18 protein-coding genes are annotated in these 20,333 nt (G+C 69.3%); 11 read left to right on the forward strand and 7 right to left on the reverse strand.

Annotated features, from left to right (window positions below; all coding sequences use genetic code 11):
• The 4 genes from K311_RS0103310 to K311_RS0103325 form a co-directional block, all read right to left on the reverse strand.
• Positions 1–1,341: a replication-associated recombination protein A gene (locus tag K311_RS0103310; RefSeq protein WP_051239426.1), complete on the reverse strand. Its 1,341-nt coding sequence runs from the start codon at positions 1,339–1,341 to the stop codon at positions 1–3.
• Positions 1,342–1,345: 4 nt separating this feature from the next.
• Positions 1,346–2,002, reverse strand: a complete 657-nt coding sequence (gene lolA / locus K311_RS15095) for an outer membrane lipoprotein periplasmic chaperone LolA (RefSeq protein ID WP_425476568.1) — start codon at positions 2,000–2,002, stop codon at positions 1,346–1,348.
• Positions 2,003–2,074: 72 nt separating this feature from the next.
• On the reverse strand, positions 2,075–2,692 hold the full coding sequence (locus K311_RS0103320) for a hypothetical protein (RefSeq protein WP_026816133.1): 618 nt from the start codon (positions 2,690–2,692) through the stop codon (positions 2,075–2,077).
• Complete coding sequence (locus K311_RS0103325) at positions 2,692–5,010, reverse strand: DNA translocase FtsK (RefSeq protein WP_026816134.1); 2,319 nt, start codon at positions 5,008–5,010, stop codon at positions 2,692–2,694. The genes K311_RS0103320 and K311_RS0103325 overlap by 1 nt, the downstream gene beginning before the upstream one ends.
• Before the next feature lie 184 nt (positions 5,011–5,194).
• Here K311_RS0103325 and trxB point away from each other — a divergent pair, with 184 nt between their 5' ends.
• The 4 genes from trxB to infA all read left to right on the forward strand — a co-directional run bounded on the left by trxB (position 5,195) and on the right by infA (position 8,428).
• Complete coding sequence (trxB, locus tag K311_RS0103330) at positions 5,195–6,145, forward strand: thioredoxin-disulfide reductase (protein WP_026816135.1); 951 nt, start codon at positions 5,195–5,197, stop codon at positions 6,143–6,145.
• 117 nt (positions 6,146–6,262) lie between these two features.
• On the forward strand, positions 6,263–7,408 hold the full coding sequence (locus K311_RS0103335) for a GNAT family N-acetyltransferase (protein ID WP_026816136.1): 1,146 nt from the start codon (positions 6,263–6,265) through the stop codon (positions 7,406–7,408).
• Entirely contained in the window at positions 7,377–8,132 is a 756-nt protein-coding gene (gene aat / locus K311_RS15100) for a leucyl/phenylalanyl-tRNA--protein transferase (protein ID WP_081683243.1), read from the forward strand. Before K311_RS0103335 ends, aat begins: the two co-directional genes overlap by 32 nt.
• A 77-nt stretch (positions 8,133–8,209) precedes the next feature.
• Entirely contained in the window at positions 8,210–8,428 is a 219-nt protein-coding gene (infA, locus tag K311_RS0103345) for a translation initiation factor IF-1 (protein WP_026816137.1), read from the forward strand.
• A gap of 163 nt (positions 8,429–8,591) precedes the next feature.
• Here the strand turns inward: infA and clpA are convergent, their stop codons facing one another.
• Both clpA and clpS read right to left on the reverse strand, forming a co-directional pair.
• Positions 8,592–10,868: an ATP-dependent Clp protease ATP-binding subunit ClpA gene (clpA, locus tag K311_RS0103350; RefSeq protein ID WP_026816138.1), complete on the reverse strand. Its 2,277-nt coding sequence runs from the start codon at positions 10,866–10,868 to the stop codon at positions 8,592–8,594.
• A 38-nt stretch (positions 10,869–10,906) separates the two neighbouring features.
• On the reverse strand, positions 10,907–11,233 hold the full coding sequence (gene clpS / locus K311_RS0103355; protein WP_026816139.1) for an ATP-dependent Clp protease adapter ClpS: 327 nt from the start codon (positions 11,231–11,233) through the stop codon (positions 10,907–10,909).
• Positions 11,234–11,348: 115 nt separating this feature from the next.
• Here clpS and K311_RS0103360 point away from each other — a divergent pair, with 115 nt between their 5' ends.
• The 5 genes from K311_RS0103360 to acnA all read left to right on the forward strand — a co-directional run bounded on the left by K311_RS0103360 (position 11,349) and on the right by acnA (position 16,909).
• Entirely contained in the window at positions 11,349–11,819 is a 471-nt protein-coding gene (locus K311_RS0103360) for a hypothetical protein (protein ID WP_026816140.1), read from the forward strand.
• On the forward strand, positions 11,816–12,280 hold the full coding sequence (locus K311_RS0103365; protein ID WP_026816141.1) for an NUDIX hydrolase: 465 nt from the start codon (positions 11,816–11,818) through the stop codon (positions 12,278–12,280). Before K311_RS0103360 ends, K311_RS0103365 begins: the two co-directional genes overlap by 4 nt.
• Entirely contained in the window at positions 12,277–13,386 is a 1,110-nt protein-coding gene (gene mnmA / locus K311_RS0103370) for a tRNA 2-thiouridine(34) synthase MnmA (RefSeq protein WP_026816142.1), read from the forward strand. The genes K311_RS0103365 and mnmA overlap by 4 nt, the downstream gene beginning before the upstream one ends.
• Positions 13,387–13,405: 19 nt before the next feature.
• The gene (hflD, locus tag K311_RS0103375) at positions 13,406–14,017 is read left to right on the forward strand and encodes a high frequency lysogenization protein HflD (RefSeq protein ID WP_026816143.1); all 612 of its coding nucleotides are present in this window, start codon (positions 13,406–13,408) and stop codon (positions 14,015–14,017) included.
• A gap of 138 nt (positions 14,018–14,155) precedes the next feature.
• On the forward strand, positions 14,156–16,909 hold the full coding sequence (gene acnA / locus K311_RS0103380) for an aconitate hydratase AcnA (RefSeq protein WP_026816144.1): 2,754 nt from the start codon (positions 14,156–14,158) through the stop codon (positions 16,907–16,909).
• A 70-nt stretch (positions 16,910–16,979) separates the two neighbouring features.
• Here the strand turns inward: acnA and K311_RS15105 are convergent, their stop codons facing one another.
• Complete coding sequence (locus tag K311_RS15105) at positions 16,980–17,375, reverse strand: DUF4440 domain-containing protein (protein ID WP_081683244.1); 396 nt, start codon at positions 17,373–17,375, stop codon at positions 16,980–16,982.
• A 172-nt stretch (positions 17,376–17,547) separates the two neighbouring features.
• Between K311_RS15105 and K311_RS0103390 the strand changes: the two genes are divergently transcribed.
• Positions 17,548–19,230, forward strand: a complete 1,683-nt coding sequence (locus K311_RS0103390) for a long-chain fatty acid--CoA ligase (protein ID WP_026816145.1) — start codon at positions 17,548–17,550, stop codon at positions 19,228–19,230.
• 184 nt (positions 19,231–19,414) lie between these two features.
• Entirely contained in the window at positions 19,415–20,311 is an 897-nt protein-coding gene (locus K311_RS0103395) for a crotonase/enoyl-CoA hydratase family protein (protein WP_026816146.1), read from the forward strand.
• Positions 20,312–20,333: the final 22 nt, after the last annotated feature.

Consider the following 20,333-nt stretch of genomic DNA (forward strand, 5'->3'; position numbering starts at 1 on the left):
CTACGGCAGGTCGGGCTTGCGGGCGGCGCGGAGGCGGTCGAGTTTTTCGCGCAGCTTGATCTCGAGGCCGCGGTCGACGGGTTCGTAATAGACCTTCTCGCCGATGACGTCGGGGAAGCCGGTCTGGTCGAGGGCGACGCCGCCTTCGGCATCGTGGTCGTACTGGTAGCCCTTGCCGTAGCCGAGCGACTTCATCAGCTTCGTCGGGGCGTTGCGCAGGTGCATCGGCACCTCGGCGGTGCCGAAGGTGCGCACGTCGTCCTTCGCGCGCTTGAAGGCGACGTAACCGGCGTTCGATTTCGCGGTCGAGGCCAGGTAGAGCACGACCTGCGCCAGCGCGAGGTCGCCTTCCGGGCTGCCGAGGCGGTCGTAGGCCTCCCAGGCTTCGATCGACATCTGCAGCGCGCGCGGATCGGCCAAGCCGATGTCCTCGACCGCCATGCGGGTGATGCGACGGGCGAGATAGGCCGGGTCGGCGCCGCCGTCGAGCATGCGCGCGAACCAGTACAGCGCCGCGTCGGGATTGGAGCTGCGCACCGACTTGTGCAGGGCCGAGATCTGGTCGTAGAACTGCTCGCCCTGGCGGCCGAAGCGGCGCGTCCGGTCGGCCAGCACCTGCGCCAGCGTCGCCGCGGTGATTTCGCCGCCCTCGCCTTCCGCGAGGTCCGCGGCGATCTCGAGCAGGGTCAGCGCACGGCGGACATCGCCGTCGGCGGCTTCGGCGATGTCGCGCAGGCGTTCCGGCGCCGCCTGCAGGCCGCGCCCGCCGAGCCCACGTTCGCCGTCGTCGAGCGCACGCTGCAGCGCGGCGACGATGTCGTCGGCCGACACCGCTTCCAGCACGTGCACGCGGCAGCGCGACAGCAGCGCCGAGTTCAGCTCGAACGACGGGTTCTCGGTGGTGGCGCCGACGAACAGGATCGAGCCGCGCTCGATATGCGGCAGGAAGGCGTCCTGCTGCACCTTGTTGAAGCGGTGTACCTCGTCGACGAACAGCACGGTGCGGCGGCCGGCGTCGAAACGCCGCTGCGCCTCGGCGAGCACTTCGCGCACCTGCGGCAGCCCGGACAGCACCGCCGAGATCGCCACGAACTCGGCATCGGCGTACTGCGCGAGCAGCAGCGCCAGCGTCGTCTTGCCGCAGCCCGGCGGCCCCCAGAGCACCATCGAATGCACGTTGCCGGACTCGACCGCGCGGCGCAGCGCGGTGCCCGGCGCCAGCAACCGGCGCTGGCCGACCATCTCGTCGAGCGTGCGCGGACGCATGCGTTCGGCGAGCGGTGCCCGCGCGCCCTCGCCCGGATGCGGATCGGGGAACATCCCGGTATCGCGGCTCGCCATCGCCTCAGTCGCCGAGCGGCAGCACTTCCGCCGGCTGCGCCATGTCGCCGACCACGTCGGTGCCCGGCGGCGGATCGAAGCGGAACACGTCGGCGGCGAAACGCGGGTTGCGCTGCCAGGTGCCGAACACCATCAGGGTGCGCTGGCCGAGGCCGTCGAACAGTTCGAGGCGGCGCAGGCCCGCTTCGTCGAGGCCCATGCGCGCGCGTTCGAACGGCGCGTCGTCGGGCTTGCGCGGCAGCAGCTCCAGCCACATCAGGCCGTCGGCGGCGCCGGCTTCCTTCACGGTGAACTGGCGGTCGAGCTCGCCCGGGTCGATCAGTGCGGCGAGCGGGCTGTTCTGCTCTTCCAGGCTCTGCCGGCGCACCGTCACCTGCTCGAGGTCAGGGTCGTGGATCCAGATGTGGTCGCCATCGGCGACGATCAGGTTCGGGAACGGCTGCAGGTATTCCCAGCGGAACTGCCGCGGCACCTGCATCTGCACGGTGCCGGACGACTCCTCGGCGAGCTGGCCGGCGGGCGAGTGGACCTGCTGTTCGAAGCTCGCCGACAGGCCCTGCACCCCGCGGGTGAAGGCGTCGAGGCGGGCGCGCGCGTCCTGCGCCTGCACCGGCAGCGCAAAGGCGGCGGCCAGCAGGGCCAGCAGCGTGGAACGGATCATGGCGGTGGACATGGACGGGATCCTCGTGGACTGCGCGCAGCTTGGCGGCGCGCGCCTGAATGCGGGGCGAAATCAGCCGGAGAAGCGCCGCCAGAGCAGATGCAGCAACCAGCCCGGAATCAGGAACAGGGCGGCGCCGACGAGGCCGGCCCGGATCACCCGCCAGGCGTACTGCTCGCTGGAATCGGCGAGGGTCCACAGGGGCTCGCCGCGCACGGTCAGGGCCAGCAGGCGCGGGAAGGCCGGGCCGTCGCCGCCGGCCAGGTCGTAACGGGCGTGCACGTCGTTGCCCTGCGCCACCGCGAACAGTCGCTCCGCATGCCGCCCGCATTCCAGCACCGGCGCATGCAGCACCCGCCAGCCGAAACGGCCACGGCGGCCGCACTCGAAACGCGGGCCGTCGTCGCCGATCCGCAGCGCCGACATGCCGCCGTCCTCACCGCGTTCGATGCGGGCGATGCCGGCGGCGATCCGCACCTCGTCGCCGCCGCGCGGCCAGCCGCTGGCGGCCATCCAGGCGAGCAGCACGCACCAGGCCAGCGCCAGCAGTCCGGCGATCAGCAGCGGCGACGTCAGCGGCTCGTCCTGGTGCGCGGCGAGGAAGGCCGCGGCACGTTCGAGGCGGGCGGCCTCGGCGGCGACCGCCTCGTCGTCCGTCGGGTCCGGTCCGTCATGGGGCGCGCCAGCCATCAGCGCGGCGGCGGCGGCGCCAGCACGGTGCGGTCGCCGTTGTGTTCGGGCGCCGAGACGACGCCGGCGGCTTCCATCGCCTCGACCAGGCGGGCGGCGCGGTTGTAGCCGATCTTCAGCCGCCGCTGGACGCCGGAGATCGAGGCGCGGCGGGTCTCGGTGACGACCTTCACCGCCTCGTCGTACAGCGGATCGGATTCGTCGCCGCTGCCGCCGGCCTCGGGCAGGCCGGTCGGGCCGATCACGGTGCCGTCGCCCATCGACTGCACTTCCTCCAGCACGCCCTCGATGTAGTCCGGCCCCGCGCTGTTCTGGCGCAGGTGGGCGACGACGCGGTGCACCTCGTCGTCGCTGACGAAGGCGCCGTGCACGCGCTCCGGCATCGCCGTGCCCGGCGGAAGGTAGAGCATGTCGCCGTTGCCGAGCAGGGTCTCGGCGCCGGACTGGTCGAGGATCGTGCGCGAGTCGATCTTCGAGCTGACCTGGAAGGCGATGCGGGTCGGGATGTTGGCCTTGATCAGGCCGGTGATCACGTCGACCGAGGGCCGCTGCGTCGCCAGGATCAGGTGGATGCCGGCGGCGCGTGCCTTCTGCGCCAGGCGGGCGATCAGCTCTTCGACCTTCTTGCCGACGATCATCATCATGTCGGCGAACTCGTCGATGATCACGACGATGTAGGGCAGCTCCTCGAGCTCGCGCGGGGTCTCGGCGAGATCGGGATTGGGCTTGAACAGCGGGTCCATCAGCGGCTGGCCGGCGTCGCGCGCGTCCTTCACCTTGCGGTTGAAGCCGGCGAGGTTGCGCACGCCGACCGCGCTCATCAGCTTGTAGCGCCGCTCCATCTCGGCGACGCACCAGCGCAGGCCGTTCGCGGCCTCCTTCATGTCGGTGACGACCGGCGCCAGCAGGTGCGGGATGTTCTGGTAGACCGACAGTTCCAGCATCTTCGGGTCGATCATCAGCATCCGCACGTCCTTGGCGGTGCTCTTGTAGAGCAGGCTCAGGACCATCGCGTTGACGCCGACCGACTTGCCGGAGCCGGTCGTGCCGGCGACCAGCAGGTGCGGCATGCGCGCCAGGTCGACGACGACCGGGCGGCCGCCGATGTCCTTGCCCAGCGCCATCGCCAGCGGCGAGGCGACCTTGTCGTATTCCTTCGAGCGCAGGATCTCGCTGAGGTAGATCGTCTCGCGGTGGGCGTTCGGGATCTCCAGGCCGACCACCGACTTGCCGGGGATGACGTCGACGACGCGCACCGACTTCACGCTGAGGCCGCGGGCGATGTCCTTGTCGAGCGAACTGATCTGGCTGCCCTTCACGCCCGGCGCCGGCTCCATCTCGAAGCGGGTGATCACCGGGCCCGGATAGGCGCCGACCACCTGCACCTCCACGCGGAAGTCGCGCAGCTTGAATTCGATCTGTCGCGACAGCGCTTCCAGGGTTTCCTCGGAATAGCCGCGCGGCTGTTCCTTCGGCTCGTCGAGCAGGGACAGCGGCGGCAGGCCTTCCCCGCCGGCGGCATTGAACAGCGGGATCTGCTGCTCGCGCTGGGCGCGATCGGACTTCTCCAGCACCGGCTGCACGCGCGGCTCGATCTTCACCGGCTCGCGCCGGGCGCGCTTGACGGTCTCGACCTTGCGGACCTCCTCGCGCTCCTCGCGCATCGCCCGTGCCCGCTGCCATTCGGCGGCGTCACGGGCGCCCTTGCCGAAGCGGCCGACCAGGGCCAGCACCTTGCCGCCGATCCAGTCCATCAGCGCGAACCAGCTCAGGCCGGTCGCCAGCGTCACCGCCATCAGCAGCACGGCGAACAGGAACAGGTTGCCGCCGAGGCCGCCGAACACGGTGTGCATCGAGCGCCCGACCAGCTGGCCGAGGATGCCACCGGCGCCGCCGGGCAGGTCCTGCACCGGCCCGAGCTGCTGGTGCAGCAGGCCGCAGGCGGACACGAGGAAACCGACGATGCCGATCAGGCGCAGCGCCGGGCCGAAGTCGACCCGGCCGTCGCCGTCGGAATCCAGTCCGAACAGGGCGATCCAGGCGATGCCGCCGAGCACCAGCGGCGCGGTATACGCGACCAGCCCGAACAGCCAGAACACGAGGTCGGCGGTATAGGCACCGACGAGGCCGCCGACGTTGTGCAGCGGGCCGGCGACGCTGCCGGTGCCGAAGAAGCCCGGATCATCCGGGTGGTACCAGACCAGGGCGGCCAGCAGGTACAGCAGCAGCGGCGAAATGGCGACCAGCGCCAGTTCGCGCCAGAGTTTCTGGCGCCGGTCCAGGCCGGTGCTGGAGGTTCGATCGGTCGAGCGGGCCACCGCAGGTCGAGTCTCAGGAAAACGTCATAGGCGTTTGTTTATACAGCAAATCGGCGGGTGGCGCAGGGGTCGAAGGATGGGCCGGCGACGGGGTTCGGCGAAGAACGCAGTGGACGATCACTCGCCTTGATTTGCCCTGCCCCGGCCGCCAAGCTACCGGACTTTCGCAGCCGCAGAAGCATACATGAGCACCCCCAAGCACAGCCGCGTCCTGATCCTCGGTTCCGGCCCCGCCGGCTATTCGGCCGCGGTCTACGCCGCCCGCGCCAACCTCAAGCCGCGGCTGATCACCGGCCTGCAGCAGGGCGGCCAGCTGATGACCACGACCGAGGTCGACAACTGGCCCGGCGACGTGCACGGCCTGATGGGCCCGGACCTGATGACGCGCATGCAGGCGCATGCCGAGCGCTTCGAGACCGAGATCGTGTTCGACCACATCCATACCGCCGACCTGTCGCGCAAGCCCTTCCGGCTGGTCGGCGACAGCGGCGAATACACCTGCGACGCGCTGATCATCGCCACCGGTGCCAGCGCCAAGTACCTGGGCATCGAATCGGAGCAGAAGTACATGGGCCGCGGCGTCTCCGCCTGCGCGACCTGCGACGGCTTCTTCTTCCGCGACCAGGACGTGGCGGTGATCGGCGGCGGCAACACCGCGGTCGAGGAAGCGCTGTACCTGTCGAACATCGCCCGCAAGGTCTACCTGGTGCACCGCCGCGACAAGCTGCGCTCGGAGAAGATCCTGCAGGACAAGCTGTTCGCGAAGGCTCAGGCCGGCAAGGTCGAGCTGGTCTGGGACCACACCGTCGACGAGGTGCTGGGCGACGACGCCGGCGTGACCGGCATGCGCCTGCGCTCGACGAAGGACGACAGCACCCGCGAGATCGCTGTGCACGGCTTCTTCGTCGCGATCGGCCATACCCCGAACACCTCGCTGTTCGAGGGCCAGCTGGCGATGCGCAACGGCTACATCACGATCCGTTCGGGGCTCGAGGGCAATGCGACCGCGACCTCGGTGCCGGGCGTGTTCGCCGCCGGCGACGTCGCCGACCAGGTCTACCGCCAGGCGATCACCTCGGCCGGCTTCGGCTGCATGGCGGCGCTCGACGCCGAGAAATACCTGGAAAACAGCTGAGCCCGCCCCTCCCCCTGTAGGAGCGCCTTCAGGCGCGATCCCGATCCGCCTTCAGGCGCGACCCCGTCCCTCACCTTCAAGCGGAATCGCGCCTGAAGGCGCTCCTACAATGCATGCATGGCGACATTCCGCGTCCACGCCCGGCTCGACGAGATTCCCGCCACCGCGTGGGACGGGCTGCACGAGGGCACGAACCCGTTCGTCGCGCACGCCTTCCTCGCCGGGCTGGAGCGGCACGGCTGCCTGCGCCCGGCCTGGGGCTGGACACCGCGGCATCCGGCCCTGTGGGAGGGCGACACCCTGCTCGCCGCCGCGCCCGGCTACCTGAAGGACAACTCGCACGGCGAATTCGTGTTCGACCACGCCTGGGCGCATGCCTACGAGCAGGCCGGCGGCGAGTACTTCCCGAAGTGGCTGCTGGCGGTGCCCTACTCGCCGGTGCCGGGACCGCGCCTGCTCGCCCGCGGCGAGGGCGAGCGGCGGACGCTGCTGGCGGCGGTCGAGGCGCAGGCGCGCGCCGACGGGCTGTCGTCGGTGCACGTGAATTTCGTCGAGGCCGGCGAACTCGACGCTTTCGCTGGCGACTGGCTGGCGCGCGAGGACGTGCAGTTCCACTGGCGCAATCGCGGCTGGCCGGATTTCGCCGCCTTCCTCGCCGACCTGCAGCCGAAGAAGCGCAAGAACATCCGCCAGGAGCGCGCCCGGGTCGTCGCCGCCGGGGTCCGCTTCCGGATCGAGCACGGTGATACCGCCAGCGCCGCCGACCTCGCGGCGATGCACGGCTTCTACACGCGCACCTTCGCCGAGTACGGCAACCACCCGGCGCTGAGCGCGGAGTTCTTCGCCCACCTCGCGCGAACGATGCCGCGGCAGCTGGTGCTGGTGCTGGCCGAACACGGCGACGACATCGTTGCCGGTGCGCTCTGCCTGCGCGGCGGCGACCGCCTCTACGGCCGTTACTGGGGCTGCGACGTCGACCTGCCCGGCCTGCATTTCGAGACCTGCTACTACCAGGGCATCGACTACTGCCTGCGCGAAGGGCTGGCGGTGTTCGAGCCCGGCGCCCAGGGCGAGCACAAGATCGCCCGCGGCTTCCTGCCGGTCGCCACGCACAGCCGGCACCGGGTCTTCGCCCCGGGCTTCGCCGCCGCGCTGGCCGACTGGTGCCGCCGCGAACGCGAGCACACCCGCGCCTACCGGCGCACGGCCGCCCTGCACGGGCCCTATCGCGATGCCGATCCGGCTGCCGCTGCTGTCGCCTGATCCGCAGGCGCCGTTTCCGCCCGCGGAATCGGCGCTGCGCGAGCCCGACGGCCTGCTGGCGATGGGCGGCGACCTGAGCCCGTCGCGGCTGCTGAACGCCTACCGGCACGGCATCTTCCCGTGGTTCTCCGAGGGCGAGCCGATCCTCTGGTGGTCGCCGGATCCGCGGATGGTGTTCCGCACCGACGCGGTGCACCTGTCGACGCGCTTTCGCCGCGACCTGCGACGCAGCGACTGGACCGTTTCGGCCGATCGCGACTTCGCCGCGGTCATCGCCGCCTGCGCGACGACGCCGCGCCCCGGCCAGGACGGCACCTGGATCACCCCGGAGATGAGCGCCGCCTACCTGGCCCTGCACCGGCTCGGCCACGCGCATTGCGTCGAGGTGTGCGATGCCGGCGGCCGGCTGGTCGGCGGCATCTACGGGGTGGCCATCGGCCGGATGTTCTTCGGCGAAAGCATGTTCAGCGGCGAGAGCGGCGGCTCCAAGGTCGCGCTCGCCGCGCTGGCGCGGGTGCTTCGCGAAGCCGGCTGCCCGCTGATCGACGCCCAGGTCGAGAACCCGCACCTTCGCCGGCTGGGGGGCCGGCGCATGCCGCGGGACATTTTCCTGGCCGAAGCAGGAAGGCTGGCGGCTGCACCGGAGCCGGCGGCGCTGTGGGATTTCGCCACGTTTCCGGCCTCGCAACTGGCCGGAGAGCGCCTCGACCCACCCCGCGCTTAACCAAAATTTTGCAAGCCGGACAAGGGTCTGGCAGAATGCGCCGCTTCCACGCGGGCTTCCGCACACTCCGACGACGAATGTCCAAAGACGATTCCATCGAATTCGAAGGCTCGGTCCTCGAAACCCTCCCGAACACCATGTTCCGGGTGAAGCTCGAGAACGGCCACGTGATCACCGCCCATATTTCCGGCCGCATGCGCAAGAACTACATCCGCATCCTCACCGGCGACAAGGTCAAGGTCGAGATGACCCCGTACGACCTCACGAAGGGCCGGATCACCTACCGCATGAAGTAGGCACCGCTGCAGGAACGGCTGTAGGAGCGGCTTCAGCCGCGATGCCCTGCCCGCAGCATCCGCGTAGGTACCAGGCATGAAAAAGGCGACCCTCGGGTCGCCTTTTTCGTATCGCGGCTGAAGCCGCTCCTACAGGCGCTCCTACAGACGTCGGGGAAGCGGGTCAGACGGTGGCGGGGAGCAGCCGCTCGGGTTCGGCCTGGGCCTCGACGACCAGCTGACCGTCGCGGACCTCGACCGTGACCCGGCCACCCTCGGACAGCTTGCCGAACAGCAGTTCGTCGGCCAGCGGGCGCTTGATCCGGTCCTGGAGCAGACGCGCCATCGGCCGCGCACCCATCTGCGGGTCGAAACCGTGCTCGGCCAGCCACTGCCGCGCCTCGGGCGTCGCGCTCAGCGTCACGTGCTTCTCGTGCAGCTGCGCCTCGAGTTCGATCAGGAACTTGTCGACCACGCGCAGGATGTGCTCGATGCCCAGCGAACCGAACTGCACGACCGCATCGAGGCGGTTGCGGAACTCCGGCGTGAACGCCTTGCGGATCGTCTCCATCGCGTCGGTCGTGTGGTTCTGCTCGACGAAGCCCATCGTCCGCCGCGAGGCCATCGCGGCGCCGGCATTGGTCGTCATCACCAGCACGACGTTGCGGAAGTTCGCCTCACGGCCGTTGGTGTCGGTCAGCACGCCGCGGTCCATGACCTGCAGCAGGATGTTGAACACGTCCGGATGCGCCTTCTCGATCTCGTCGAGCAGCAGCACGCAGTGCGGCGTCTTGACGATCTTCTCGGTCAGCAGGCCGCCCTGGTCGAAACCGACGTAACCCGGGGGCGCACCGATCAGGCGCGACACCGAATGCGGTTCCATGTACTCGGACATGTCGAAGCGCACCAGCTCGATGCCGAGCTGCAGCGCCAGCTGCCGCGTGACCTCGGTCTTGCCGACGCCGGTGGGGCCGGCGAACAGGAAGTTGCCGATCGGCTTGTCCGGATTCGCGAGGCCGGAGCGGGCGAGCTTGATCGCCGACACCAGGGTTTCGATCGCCGGATCCTGGCCGAAGATCACCATCTTCAGGTTGCGCTCGAGGTTCTTCAGCACGTCCTTGTCCGAGGCGCTGACCTGCTTCGGCGGGATGCGCGCCATCTTCGCGACGATCAGCTCGATCTCCTCGACGTCGACCACCTTCTTGCGCTTGTCGGCCTCGAGCAGGCGCTGGCGGGCGCCGGCCTCGTCGATCACGTCGATGGCCTTGTCCGGCAGCAGGCGGTCGTTGATGTGCTTCACCGACAGGTCGACCGCGGCCTGGATCGCATCGGTCGCGTACTCGACGTCGTGGTGCGCCTCGAAACGGGTCTTCAGGCCGGTCAGGATCGCCACCGCCTCGGCCACCGTCGGCTCGACGACGTCGATCTTCTGGAAGCGGCGGGCCAGCGCGCGGTCCTTTTCGAACACGCCGCGGTATTCCTGGAACGTGGTCGACCCGATGCAGCGCAGCTCGCCGCTCTGCAGCACCGGCTTGATCAGGTTCGACGCGTCCATCGTGCCGCCCGACGCCGAGCCGGCGCCGATGATCGTGTGGATCTCGTCGACGAAAAGGATCGCCCCCGGCTCCTTGCGGATCTGCTGGATGACGGCCTTCAGGCGCTTCTCGAAGTCGCCGCGGTACTTGGTGCCCGCGACCAGCGCACCGAGGTCGAGCGAATAGATGGTCGCGTCCTTCAGCACCGCCGGCACGCGGCCCTCGACGATGCGCCAGGCCAGGCCCTCGGCGAGCGCGGTCTTGCCGACGCCGGCCTCGCCGACGAACAGCGGGTTGTTCTTGCGCCGGCGGCAGAGCACCTGGATCGTGCGCTCGACCTCTTCCTCGCGGCCGATCAGCGGATCGATCTTGCCCTCGCGGGCGAGTTCGTTGAGGTTGCTGGCGAACTCCTGCAGCGGATTGCCCTTCGACTCACCGCCCTCCTCGCCCTCGCCGCGCGACTCCTGCGCCGGCTTCTCCTCGTTGCCGTCGCCGATCTTGGCGATGCCGTGCGAGAGGTAGTTGACGACGTCGAGACGGGTGATCTCCTGCTGGTTGAGGAAATAGACCGCGTGCGAATCCTTCTCGCCGAAGATCGCGACCAGCACGTTGGCGCCGGTGACTTCCTTCTTGCCCGACGACTGCACGTGGTAGACGGCCCGCTGCAGCACGCGCTGGAAGCCGAGCGTCGGCTGGGTGTCGCGCGGATCGTCGGCCGGCAGTACCGGCACGGTGTCGGCGATGATCTGGCGCAGGCCGCTCGCGAGCTTCGGCTGGTCGGCGCCGCAGGCCTTGAGCACGCTGGCGGCCGAGGGATTGTCGAGCAGGGCCAGCAGCAGGTGCTCGACGGTCATGAACTCGTGCCGGGATTCCCGTGCCTGCTTGTAGCACTGGCCGATCGTGTACTCGAGATCCTTGCTGAACATGGGGTACTCCGGAAGGTTTGCCCCTTCATGGAGTCAGCCTAGGCTTTTTCCATGGTGCACAACAGGGGGTGCTGGTGCTGTCGCGAAAAGGTGTTGACCTGGGTCACTTTCGATTCAGCCACCTCGCGCGTGTAGACGCCGCAAACCCCCTTGCCGCGGGTATGCACGTGCAGCATGACCTGGGTCGCCTTCTCGCGGTTCATCGCGAAGAACACCTGCAGCACCTCCACGACGAAATCCATCGGCGTGAAGTCGTCGTTCAGCAGCACCACCTGGTACAGGGGGGGACGGATGACTTCCGGCCTGGCCGTCTCGACGACGACGCCGTGTTCGTGCCCGGGTTCGTGGCGGGGTTGGTTGGCCATGCCGCCATTATAAGTCGCGGCCACCGGACGGCGCCGGGACGCGTGGACGGGGCACACGGTTTGTGCCGACAATGAACCGCCGAATTCCGGCCTCAACAGATTCCAGGGGATTCCGATGAAGTCACTTTCCGCTCTGCTCGCCCTCGCCGTGCTGGCGCTGCCGCTCTCCGCCGCCGCCGCCGAACCGGATGCCGTCGTCGAGGCGCAGCTGAGGAAGATGGGCACGCCGTACACGATCGACGACGACGGCGACTTCAAGATCGTCGTACGCGTCAGCGAGGACCGCACCCAGCTGGTCTGGGTCCGCAGCGTCGTCGAGGAAACCGAGCACCTGCGCATCCGCGAGATCTGGTCGCCCGGCTACCACACCGACCAGCGCAACTTCCCGGCCGCGATCGCCAACGACCTGCTGGCGCGCAGCAACCTGCTCAAGCTCGGCTCGTGGGTGAAGCAGGAAGGCACCGCGATGCTGGTCGTCAAGATCGACGCCGCCGCCTCCGCCGAGGAGCTGGACGAGGCGATCGACCTGGCCGCCATCGCCGCCGACGCGGTCGAGCTGGACCTGACCGGCAAGGACGACCTTTGAGCCACCCCGGCGGGCGGACCTGGCAACCCGATGTCACGGTCGCCACCGTCGTCGTCCGCGACGGCCGCCTGCTGGTGGTCGAGGAACAGGTGCAGGGCCGGCTGGTGATCAACCAGCCGGCCGGCCACCTGGAGCCCGATGAGAGCCTGATCGAGGCGGCCTGCCGGGAAACCCTCGAGGAGACCGGCTGGGAAGTCGAGCCGGGCGAGTTCATCGGCGCCTATCAGTGGCGCTCGCCGGCGGACGGCCGCCATTTCCTGCGCATGGCCCTCGCCGCCCGGCCGCTGCGCTTCCAGCCGGATCGCAGCCTCGACGACGGCATCGTCCGCGCGCTCTGGCTCACTCCCGACGAACTGGCGGCCGAATCGCAACGCCACCGCAGCCCGCTGGTCTGGCGGGTCGTCGAGGACTTCCTCGCCGGCCGCCGCTTTCCGCTGCAGGCGCTGACCCTGGTCGAATGAGCGTCGCCCGCACCATCGTCGGCCTGTCCGGCGGCGTCGATTCCTCGGTCGCGGCCCTGGTCCTGAAGCGGGCCGGCGAGCCGCTGGCCGGCCTGTTCATGCAGAACTGGAACGACGACGGCAGCGGCGACTGCCGCGCCGACGACGACCGCCGCGATGCCTTGCGTGTCGCCGCCCTGCTCGGCATCCCCTTCCACGCCCGCAACTTCGCCGGCGAATACTGGGACGGCGTGTTCCGGCATTTCCTCGACGAATACCGCGCCGGCCGCACGCCGAACCCGGACGTGCTGTGCAACCGCGAGATCAAGTTCCGCACCTTCCTCGACGAGGCGCGCCGGCTCGGCGCCGAGCGCATCGCCACCGGCCACTACGCCCGGGTCGCGCACGAAGGCGGCCGTTGGCGCCTGCTGCGCGGCGCCGACGCCGGCAAGGAACAGAGCTATTTCCTGCACCAGCTCGGCCAGGAACAGCTGGCGGCGACGCTGTTCCCGATCGGTGGCCTGGCGAAGGCCGAAGTCCGCCGCATGGCCAGCGAAGCCGGGCTGCCGACCGCGGCGAAGAAGGATTCGACCGGCATCTGCTTCATCGGCGAGCGCGACTTCCGCGAGTTCCTGTCGCGCTGGCTGCCGGCGCAACCCGGCGAGATCCGCGATCCGCAGGGCCGGGTGGTCGGCCGCCATTCCGGCGTCTGGTACTACACCCTCGGCCAGCGCGAGGGCCTGAACATCGGCGGCGTACGCGGCCGCGCGCAGGCCCCGTGGTTCGTGGTCGGCAAGGACGTCGCCGGCAACCTGCTCTACGTCGACCAGGGTGACAGCGAATGGCTGCTCGCCAGGCAGGCCCGCACCGAACCCGCGCACTGGGTCGCCGGAGCGCCGCCGGCGGCGGTCTTCGCCTGCACCGCCAAGCACCGCTATCGCCAGCCCGACCAGGCCTGCGAGGTCCGGGTGGACGCCGACGGCGGGCTTTCCGTAGCCTTCGCGCTCCCGCAGCGGGCGGTCACGCCCGGGCAATCGCTGGTGCTCTACGATGGCGACGAATGCCTCGGCGGCGCCGTGATCGCCGGCACCGACTCTCCCGGCGAGCGCCTCGCGCGCTCGTCCTGATGCAGGACCCGCCCGTTTCATGAAGGACCGCGCCCTCGCCCTCGCCGGCCTGCTGCAGGCCGTGCACCTCGTACAGCAGATGGCCCGCAGCGGCGAAAGCGAAGCGCGGCCGCTGGCGGCCAGCATCGACAGCCTGTTCCGCTTCGACGCCCCGGACGCGGAAGCGGTGTTCGGTGGCGCCGGCAATCTCCAGCTCGGCCTGCGCCGGCTGCTCGCCCAGCTCGAGGGCGGCGCCGGCCGGGACGCCGCGCAGACCCGGATGGCGATGACCGTGCTGCACCTCGAGCGCCGCTTCGTCGCACATCCGGGCGCCGCCGACGCGGTTCGCCGCGGGCTCGAGGACATCGGCCGCCAGCGCGAACTGACCTCGGCGACGCATCCGGGGGTGCTCGCCCGCCTCGGCGAGCTGTACGCGAAGGAGATCAGTCCGGTCGGCCCGCGCGTGCTGGTCCAGGGCAATCCGGTCTACCTGTCGCGGCAGGACCTGGTCGCCGATGTGCGCGCGACCCTGCTGGCGGCGGTGCGTGCCGCCGTGCTCTGGCGCCAGCTCGGCGGCACCTACTGGGATTTCCTGCTGCGCCGCCGCCTGCTCGCCGAAGCCGCGCGCGAGCTGCTCGGCGACCGCGACTGAGGCGCATCGGCCCTTCGTCCAGCGGACGGCAGCGTACGGAATCGGGCATAATTGCGGGGCTGACGCCGGCGCGGACGAGTTCGCGCCTCCTGCGCGTCGTCGCCCCCACCGTCCGCCCCAGACCGGAGCCCCGATTCCATGAGCGACTCCTTCGCCACCCGCGACCAGTTGACCGTCAACGGCAAGACCTACACCTTCTACAGCCTGCCGAAGCTCGGCCAGCGCTTCGACCTGGCGCGCCTGCCCTACTCGATGAAGATCCTGCTGGAGAACCTGCTGCGCTGCGAGGACGGCGGTGTCACGGTCGGCAAGGAGCACATCGAGGCGGTCGCGACCTGGGACGCGAAGAAGGAACCCGACACCGAGATCGCCTTCATGCCGGCGCGCGTGGTGCTGCAGGACTTCACCGGCGTGCCTTGCGTGGTCGACCTCGCGGCGATGCGCGACGCGGTCGTCAAGCTCGGCGGCGATGCCAGGCAGATCAATCCGCTGATCCCGTCGGAGCTGGTCATCGACCACTCGGTGCAGGTCGACGTGTTCGGCAAGCGCGAAGCCCTGGACCTCAACGGCAAGATCGAGTTCGAGCGCAACCAGGAGCGTTACAGCTTCCTGCGCTGGGGCCAGAAGGCGTTCGACAACTTCAAGGTCGTGCCGCCGAATACCGGCATCGTCCACCAGGTCAACCTCGAGCACCTGGCGCGCGTGGTGATGGCGATCGAGAAGGACGGCGAGCTCGTCGCCTATCCGGATACGGTCTTCGGCACCGACTCGCACACCACGATGATCAACGGCATCGGCGTGCTGGGCTGGGGCGTCGGCGGCATCGAGGCGGAAGCTGCGATGCTCGGCCAGCCCTCGTCGATGCTGATCCCGCAGGTCGTCGGCTTCCGCCTGACCGGCAAGTTGCCGGAAGGCGCCACCGCCACCGACCTCGTGCTCACCGTCACCCAGATGCTGCGCAAGCACGGTGTGGTCGGCAAGTTCGTCGAGTTCTTCGGCGACGGCCTCGACCACCTGCCGCTGGCCGATCGCGCCACGATCGCCAACATGGCGCCCGAGTACGGCGCGACCTGCGGCATCTTCCCGATCGACGAGGAAGCGCTGAACTACCTGCGCCTGTCCGGCCGCGACGAAGACCAGATCGCGCTGGTGCGCGCCTATGCCCAGGCCCAGGGCCTGTGGCGCAACCCGGGCCAGCCGGAAGCCGAGTACAGCGCCGTGCTGTCGCTGGACATGGGCGAGGTGCTGCCGTCGCTGGCCGGCCCGAAGCGCCCGCAGGACCGCGTGCTGCTGCGTGACGTCAAGGCCAATTTCAACGACAACCTGCCGGCGCTGACCGCCAGCCGCAACCAGACCCGCAATGCCGAGATCGCGCGCTTCATCGCCGAGGGCGGCAGCCAGGAGCAGGCCGACCGGCTGGCCGCCAAACCGCGCTCGAAGATCCGCATCGACGACGGCGAGCACGAACTGACCGACGGCTCGGTGGTCATCGCCGCGATCACCTCCTGCACCAACACCTCCAACCCGGCGGTGATGCTCGGCGCCGGCCTGCTGGCGCGCAATGCCGTGGCCAGGGGTCTGAAGGCGGCTCCGTGGGTCAAGACTTCGCTCGGCCCGGGCTCGCTGGTCGTCACCGACTACCTGAAGAAGGCCGGCGTGCTCGCCGACCTCGAGAAGCTCGGCTTCTTCGTCGTCGGTTACGGCTGCACCACCTGCATCGGCAACTCGGGCCCGCTGCCGGAGGCGGTCAGCAAGGGCATCGCCGAGAACGACCTGGTCGTGACCTCGGTGCTGTCGGGCAACCGCAACTTCGAGGGCCGCGTGCACGCCGAGGTCAAGATGAACTACCTCGCGTCGCCGCCGCTGGTCGTCGCTTACGCGATCGCCGGCACCGTCGACATCGACCTGACGAACGAGCCGCTGGGCACCGGCAGCGACGGCCAGCCGGTCTATCTGAAGGACATCTGGCCGAGCAACAAGGAAATCGGCGACTTCATCGCGCAGACGGTCGGCCCGGAGATGTTCAAGCACAACTACGCGAACGTCTTCGCCGGCGACACCCGCTGGAACACGATCGCCTCGCCGGACGGCGATGCCTTCGCCTGGGACGCCGGTTCGACCTACATCAAGAACCCGCCCTATTTCGACGGCATGTCGATGAGCGTCGGCGCGATCACCGACCTGCACGGCGCGCGCGTGCTCGGCCTGTTCGGCGACTCGATCACGACCGACCACATCAGCCCCGCCGGCGCGATCAAGGCCAGTTCGCCGGCCGGCAAGTTCCTGCAGGCGCGCGGCGTGGCCCCGGCCGACTTCAACTCCTACGGCTCGCGCCGCGGCAACGACGACGTGATGGTCCGCGGCACCTTCGCCAACATCCGCATCAAGAACCTGATGCTGGGCGGCGAAGAAGGCGGCAACACCCTGCACCAGCCGTCCGGCGAGAAGCTGCCGATCTACGACGCGGCGATGCGCTACAAGGCCGAAGGCGTGCCGCTGGTCGTGTTCGCCGGCAAGGAATACGGCACCGGTTCGTCGCGCGACTGGGCGGCCAAGGGCACCAACCTGCTGGGCGTCAAGGCGGTGATCGCCGAGAGCTTCGAGCGCATTCACCGCTCGAACCTGGTCGGCATGGGCGTGCTGCCCTGCCAGTTCCTCGACGGCCAGAACGCGCAGACCCTGGGCCTGAAGGGCGACGAGGTCATCGACATCGTCGGCCTGCACGACGGCAGCGCCCGCCAGGCGACCGTGGTCGCGAAGAAGCCGGACGGCAGCGAGATCCGCTTCCAGGTGCAGGTGCTGCTGCTGACGCCGAAGGAAGTCGACTACTTCCGCCACGGCGGCATCCTGCACTACGTGCTGCGCCAGCTCGCTTCGCGCAAGTCGGCCTGAGCCGCGTCACCGGTTCCCGCCGCCGGACGGGATCGCATCGAGGAACGCCCGCCCTTCCGGCGGGCGTTCTTCATTTCCAGTCGGCGGAGATCAGCCGCCAGTCGTCGCCCTCGCGGCGCCAGGCCGTGTGCACCTGCCAGGCCTGTGCGCGTTCCGGGATGACGCCCTGGCCGCCGGTCACGACCGCGCTGAACGCCACCGTCGCATGCGGCTCGCGCATCTCGACGTCGAGCGGCCCCAGGGTGACCCCGACCTCCCGGTGGCGCAGCCACAGCACCGCTGCATAACGGCGCAGGCCGTCGCGGTCCATGTCCCCCGGCCCGACGAAATCCACGGCGACGAACTCCGCCAGCGCGGCGGCGTCGCGTGCCTCGGCCGCTTCCTGCATCGCCGCGATCGTCTCGCGCAGCGCTTCCTCCGGCGGTGGCCGCGAACAGCCGGCCGCGAGCGCCAGCAGCAGCGTCACCGCCGACCCGCGAAGGACACGCGCGGAAAGTGGCGGAACAAGCCCGTTCCGTGTCGCGGATGCCTTGCTCCAATCGGGGGCGTATGCTCCAATCGAGTGAAAGCTCGAATGGCTGGAAACGCGCAACGGCGCGGCTTGCAGCAGGTTGCGCGCACACGGAGGGGAGTTCGGCATGGGTTCGGAGCGTCCTTGGCTGTCCAGCTATCCGCAGGGTATCCCGGCGGAGGTCGACGTCGACAAATATCCCTCGATCGTCGCGGTGCTGGAGGAAGCCTGCGCCACCTACGGCGGCAACCCCGCCTACGAGAACCTCGGCCGCGAGATCTCCTACGCCGACGTCGACCGGCTCAGCGCGCAGTTCGCCAACTACCTGCTGCACGAGATGAAGCTCAAGAAAGGCGACCGCGTCGCCCTCATGATGCCTAACCTCCTGCAGTACCCGATCGCGATCTTCGGCGTGCTGCGCGCCGGCATGACCGTCGTCAACACCAACCCGCTGTACACCGCGCGCGAGCTCAAGCACCAGCTCACCGATTCCGGGGCCAGCGTGATCGTGGTGCTCGAGAACTTCGCGCACGTCGTCGCCGAAGTCGTCGGCCAGACCGCGGTGAAGCAGGTGGTCACCACCGGCGTCGGCGACATGCTCGGCTTCCCCAAGGGCGCGGTCGTCAACTTCCTGCTGCGGCACGTCAGGAAGCAGGTGCCCGATTACGACCTGCCCGGCGCCATCGGTTTCCGCGATGCGCTCGACCTCGGCAGCCGGCACGCGCTGCCGCCGATCGACATCCGCGGCCACGACATCGCCTTCCTGCAGTACACCGGCGGCACCACCGGGGTCGCCAAGGGCGCGATGCTGACGCACCGCAACCTCGTCGCGAACATGCAGCAGTCCTCGGCCTGGCTGGGCACCAACTGCAAGCCCGGCAAGGAACAGATCATCACCGCGCTGCCGCTGTACCACATCTTCGCGCTGACGGCGAACTGCCTGGTCTTCATGAAGTTCGGTGGCCTCAACCACCTGATCACGAACCCGCGCGACATGAAGGGTTTCGTCAAGACCCTCGGCAAGATCCCGTTCACCGCGATCACCGGCGTCAACACGCTGTTCAACGGCCTGCTGAACACGCCGGGCTTCGCCGACGTCGATTTCTCGCACATGCACCTGTCGCTCGGCGGCGGCATGGCCGTGCAGCGGGCGGTCGCCGACCGCTGGAAGAAGGTCACCGGCGTCACCCTCGTCGAGGCCTACGGTCTGACCGAAACCTCGCCGGCGGCGTGCATGAACCCGCTCGACCTGGCCGATTACAACGGCGCGATCGGCCTGCCGATCCCGTCGACCGACGCCTGCGTCAAGGACGACGACGGCAGGGCCCTGCCGGTCGGCGAAGTCGGCGAGCTGTGCATCCGCGGTCCGCAGGTGATGGCCGGCTACTGGAACCGCCCGGAAGAAACCGCGAAGGTCCTGGATGCCGAAGGCTGGCTGCACACCGGCGACATGGCGAAGATGGACGAGCAGGGCTTCTTCTACATCGTCGACCGCAAGAAGGACATGATCCTGGTCTCGGGCTTCAACGTGTACCCGAACGAGATCGAGGACGTGATCGCGCTGATGCCCGGCGTGCTCGAGGTCGCCGCGGTCGGTGTGCCCGACGAGAAGTCCGGCGAATCGGTCAAGGTCGTCATCGTGCGCAAGGATCCGGCGCTGACGCCCGAACAGGTCAAGGCCTTCTGCCGCGAGAACCTGACCGCCTACAAGCAGCCGCGCCTCGTGGAGTTCCGCGACGAGCTGCCGAAGTCGAACGTCGGCAAGATCCTCCGCCGCGAGCTGCGGGATACGCCGCGCGTCACCGCCTGAGGCGGCACTCGGAGCAGGGAGCATTACGTCGCCGGCGGGCAACCGCCGTCGCGACGCATCATGGCGGCAGGAATGCGACTCAGGTCCCGGACCCGCGGTTCACGCGGTGTAGACTCGACGGGCCCTCTTGCGTTCCTCCTCAGGAACGTGTAGGGCGCCCATCCCTTGCCTCGGAGAACCCGCCATGTCCGTCGTCGAAAGCATCAGCCGCGAGCCCCTCCCCACCTTCAGCACGATCGAGCACGTTTCCGAGGCCGATTCCGGCATCGAGTGGTGCTTCATGCACCGCAGCCCGCGCCCCGGCTATCGCCCCTGTTTCTCCGAGACCCTGCTGGCGGAACTGCGCGAATGCCAGCGCCAGGTCGCGTCCCGCCTCGCGAACGACGGCAGCCACGGCGGCGAGATGCGCCACCTGGTGCTCGCCTCGAAGGCCGACGTGTTCAACCTCGGTGGTGACCTCGACCTGTTCGTGCGCCTGATCCGCAGCGGCGACCGCGCCCGCCTGCTCAACTACGCCCAGCTGTGCGTGTCGGTCGCCTTCCATTTCGCGCGGCTCGCCGAGGACCGGGTGAACAGCATCGCCGTCGTCCAGGGCGATGCGCTCGGCGGCGGCTTCGAGGCGGCGCTGTGCTGCCACACGATCATCGCCGAGGAAGGCACCGGCATGGGTTTCCCGGAGGTGCTGTTCGACCTGTTCCCGGGCATGGGTGCCTACACGTTCCTGTCGCGCCGGGTCACCCCGATCCAGGCCGAGCGGATGATGCTCGACGGCAACGTCTATCCGGCCGAGGAACTGCAGCGCATGGGCGTCGTCGACCTGCTGGTGCCACGCGGCGAAGGCCTCGCAGCCGCCCGTGAACTGGTCCGGCGCCGCCGGCGCATGAGCAATTCGCTGCGCGCGATGAACGCCGTCCGCGCGACCGTCGCTCCGGTCAGCCTCGACGAGCTGATGCGCGTGACCAATACCTGGGTCGATGCGGCGATGCGCCTGAGCGAGAAGGGCCTGTCGACGATGGAGCGCCTCGTGCGGGCACAGAAACGCCGCGCCGGCGATGCCCCTGCGCTGCGCCAGGTCGTCTGAGACGGGCGACGGCCGCCGTGCA

The sequence above is a fragment of the Arenimonas composti TR7-09 = DSM 18010 genome (assembly GCF_000426365.1).
Taxonomy (GTDB): Bacteria; Pseudomonadota; Gammaproteobacteria; order Xanthomonadales; family Xanthomonadaceae; genus Arenimonas; species Arenimonas composti.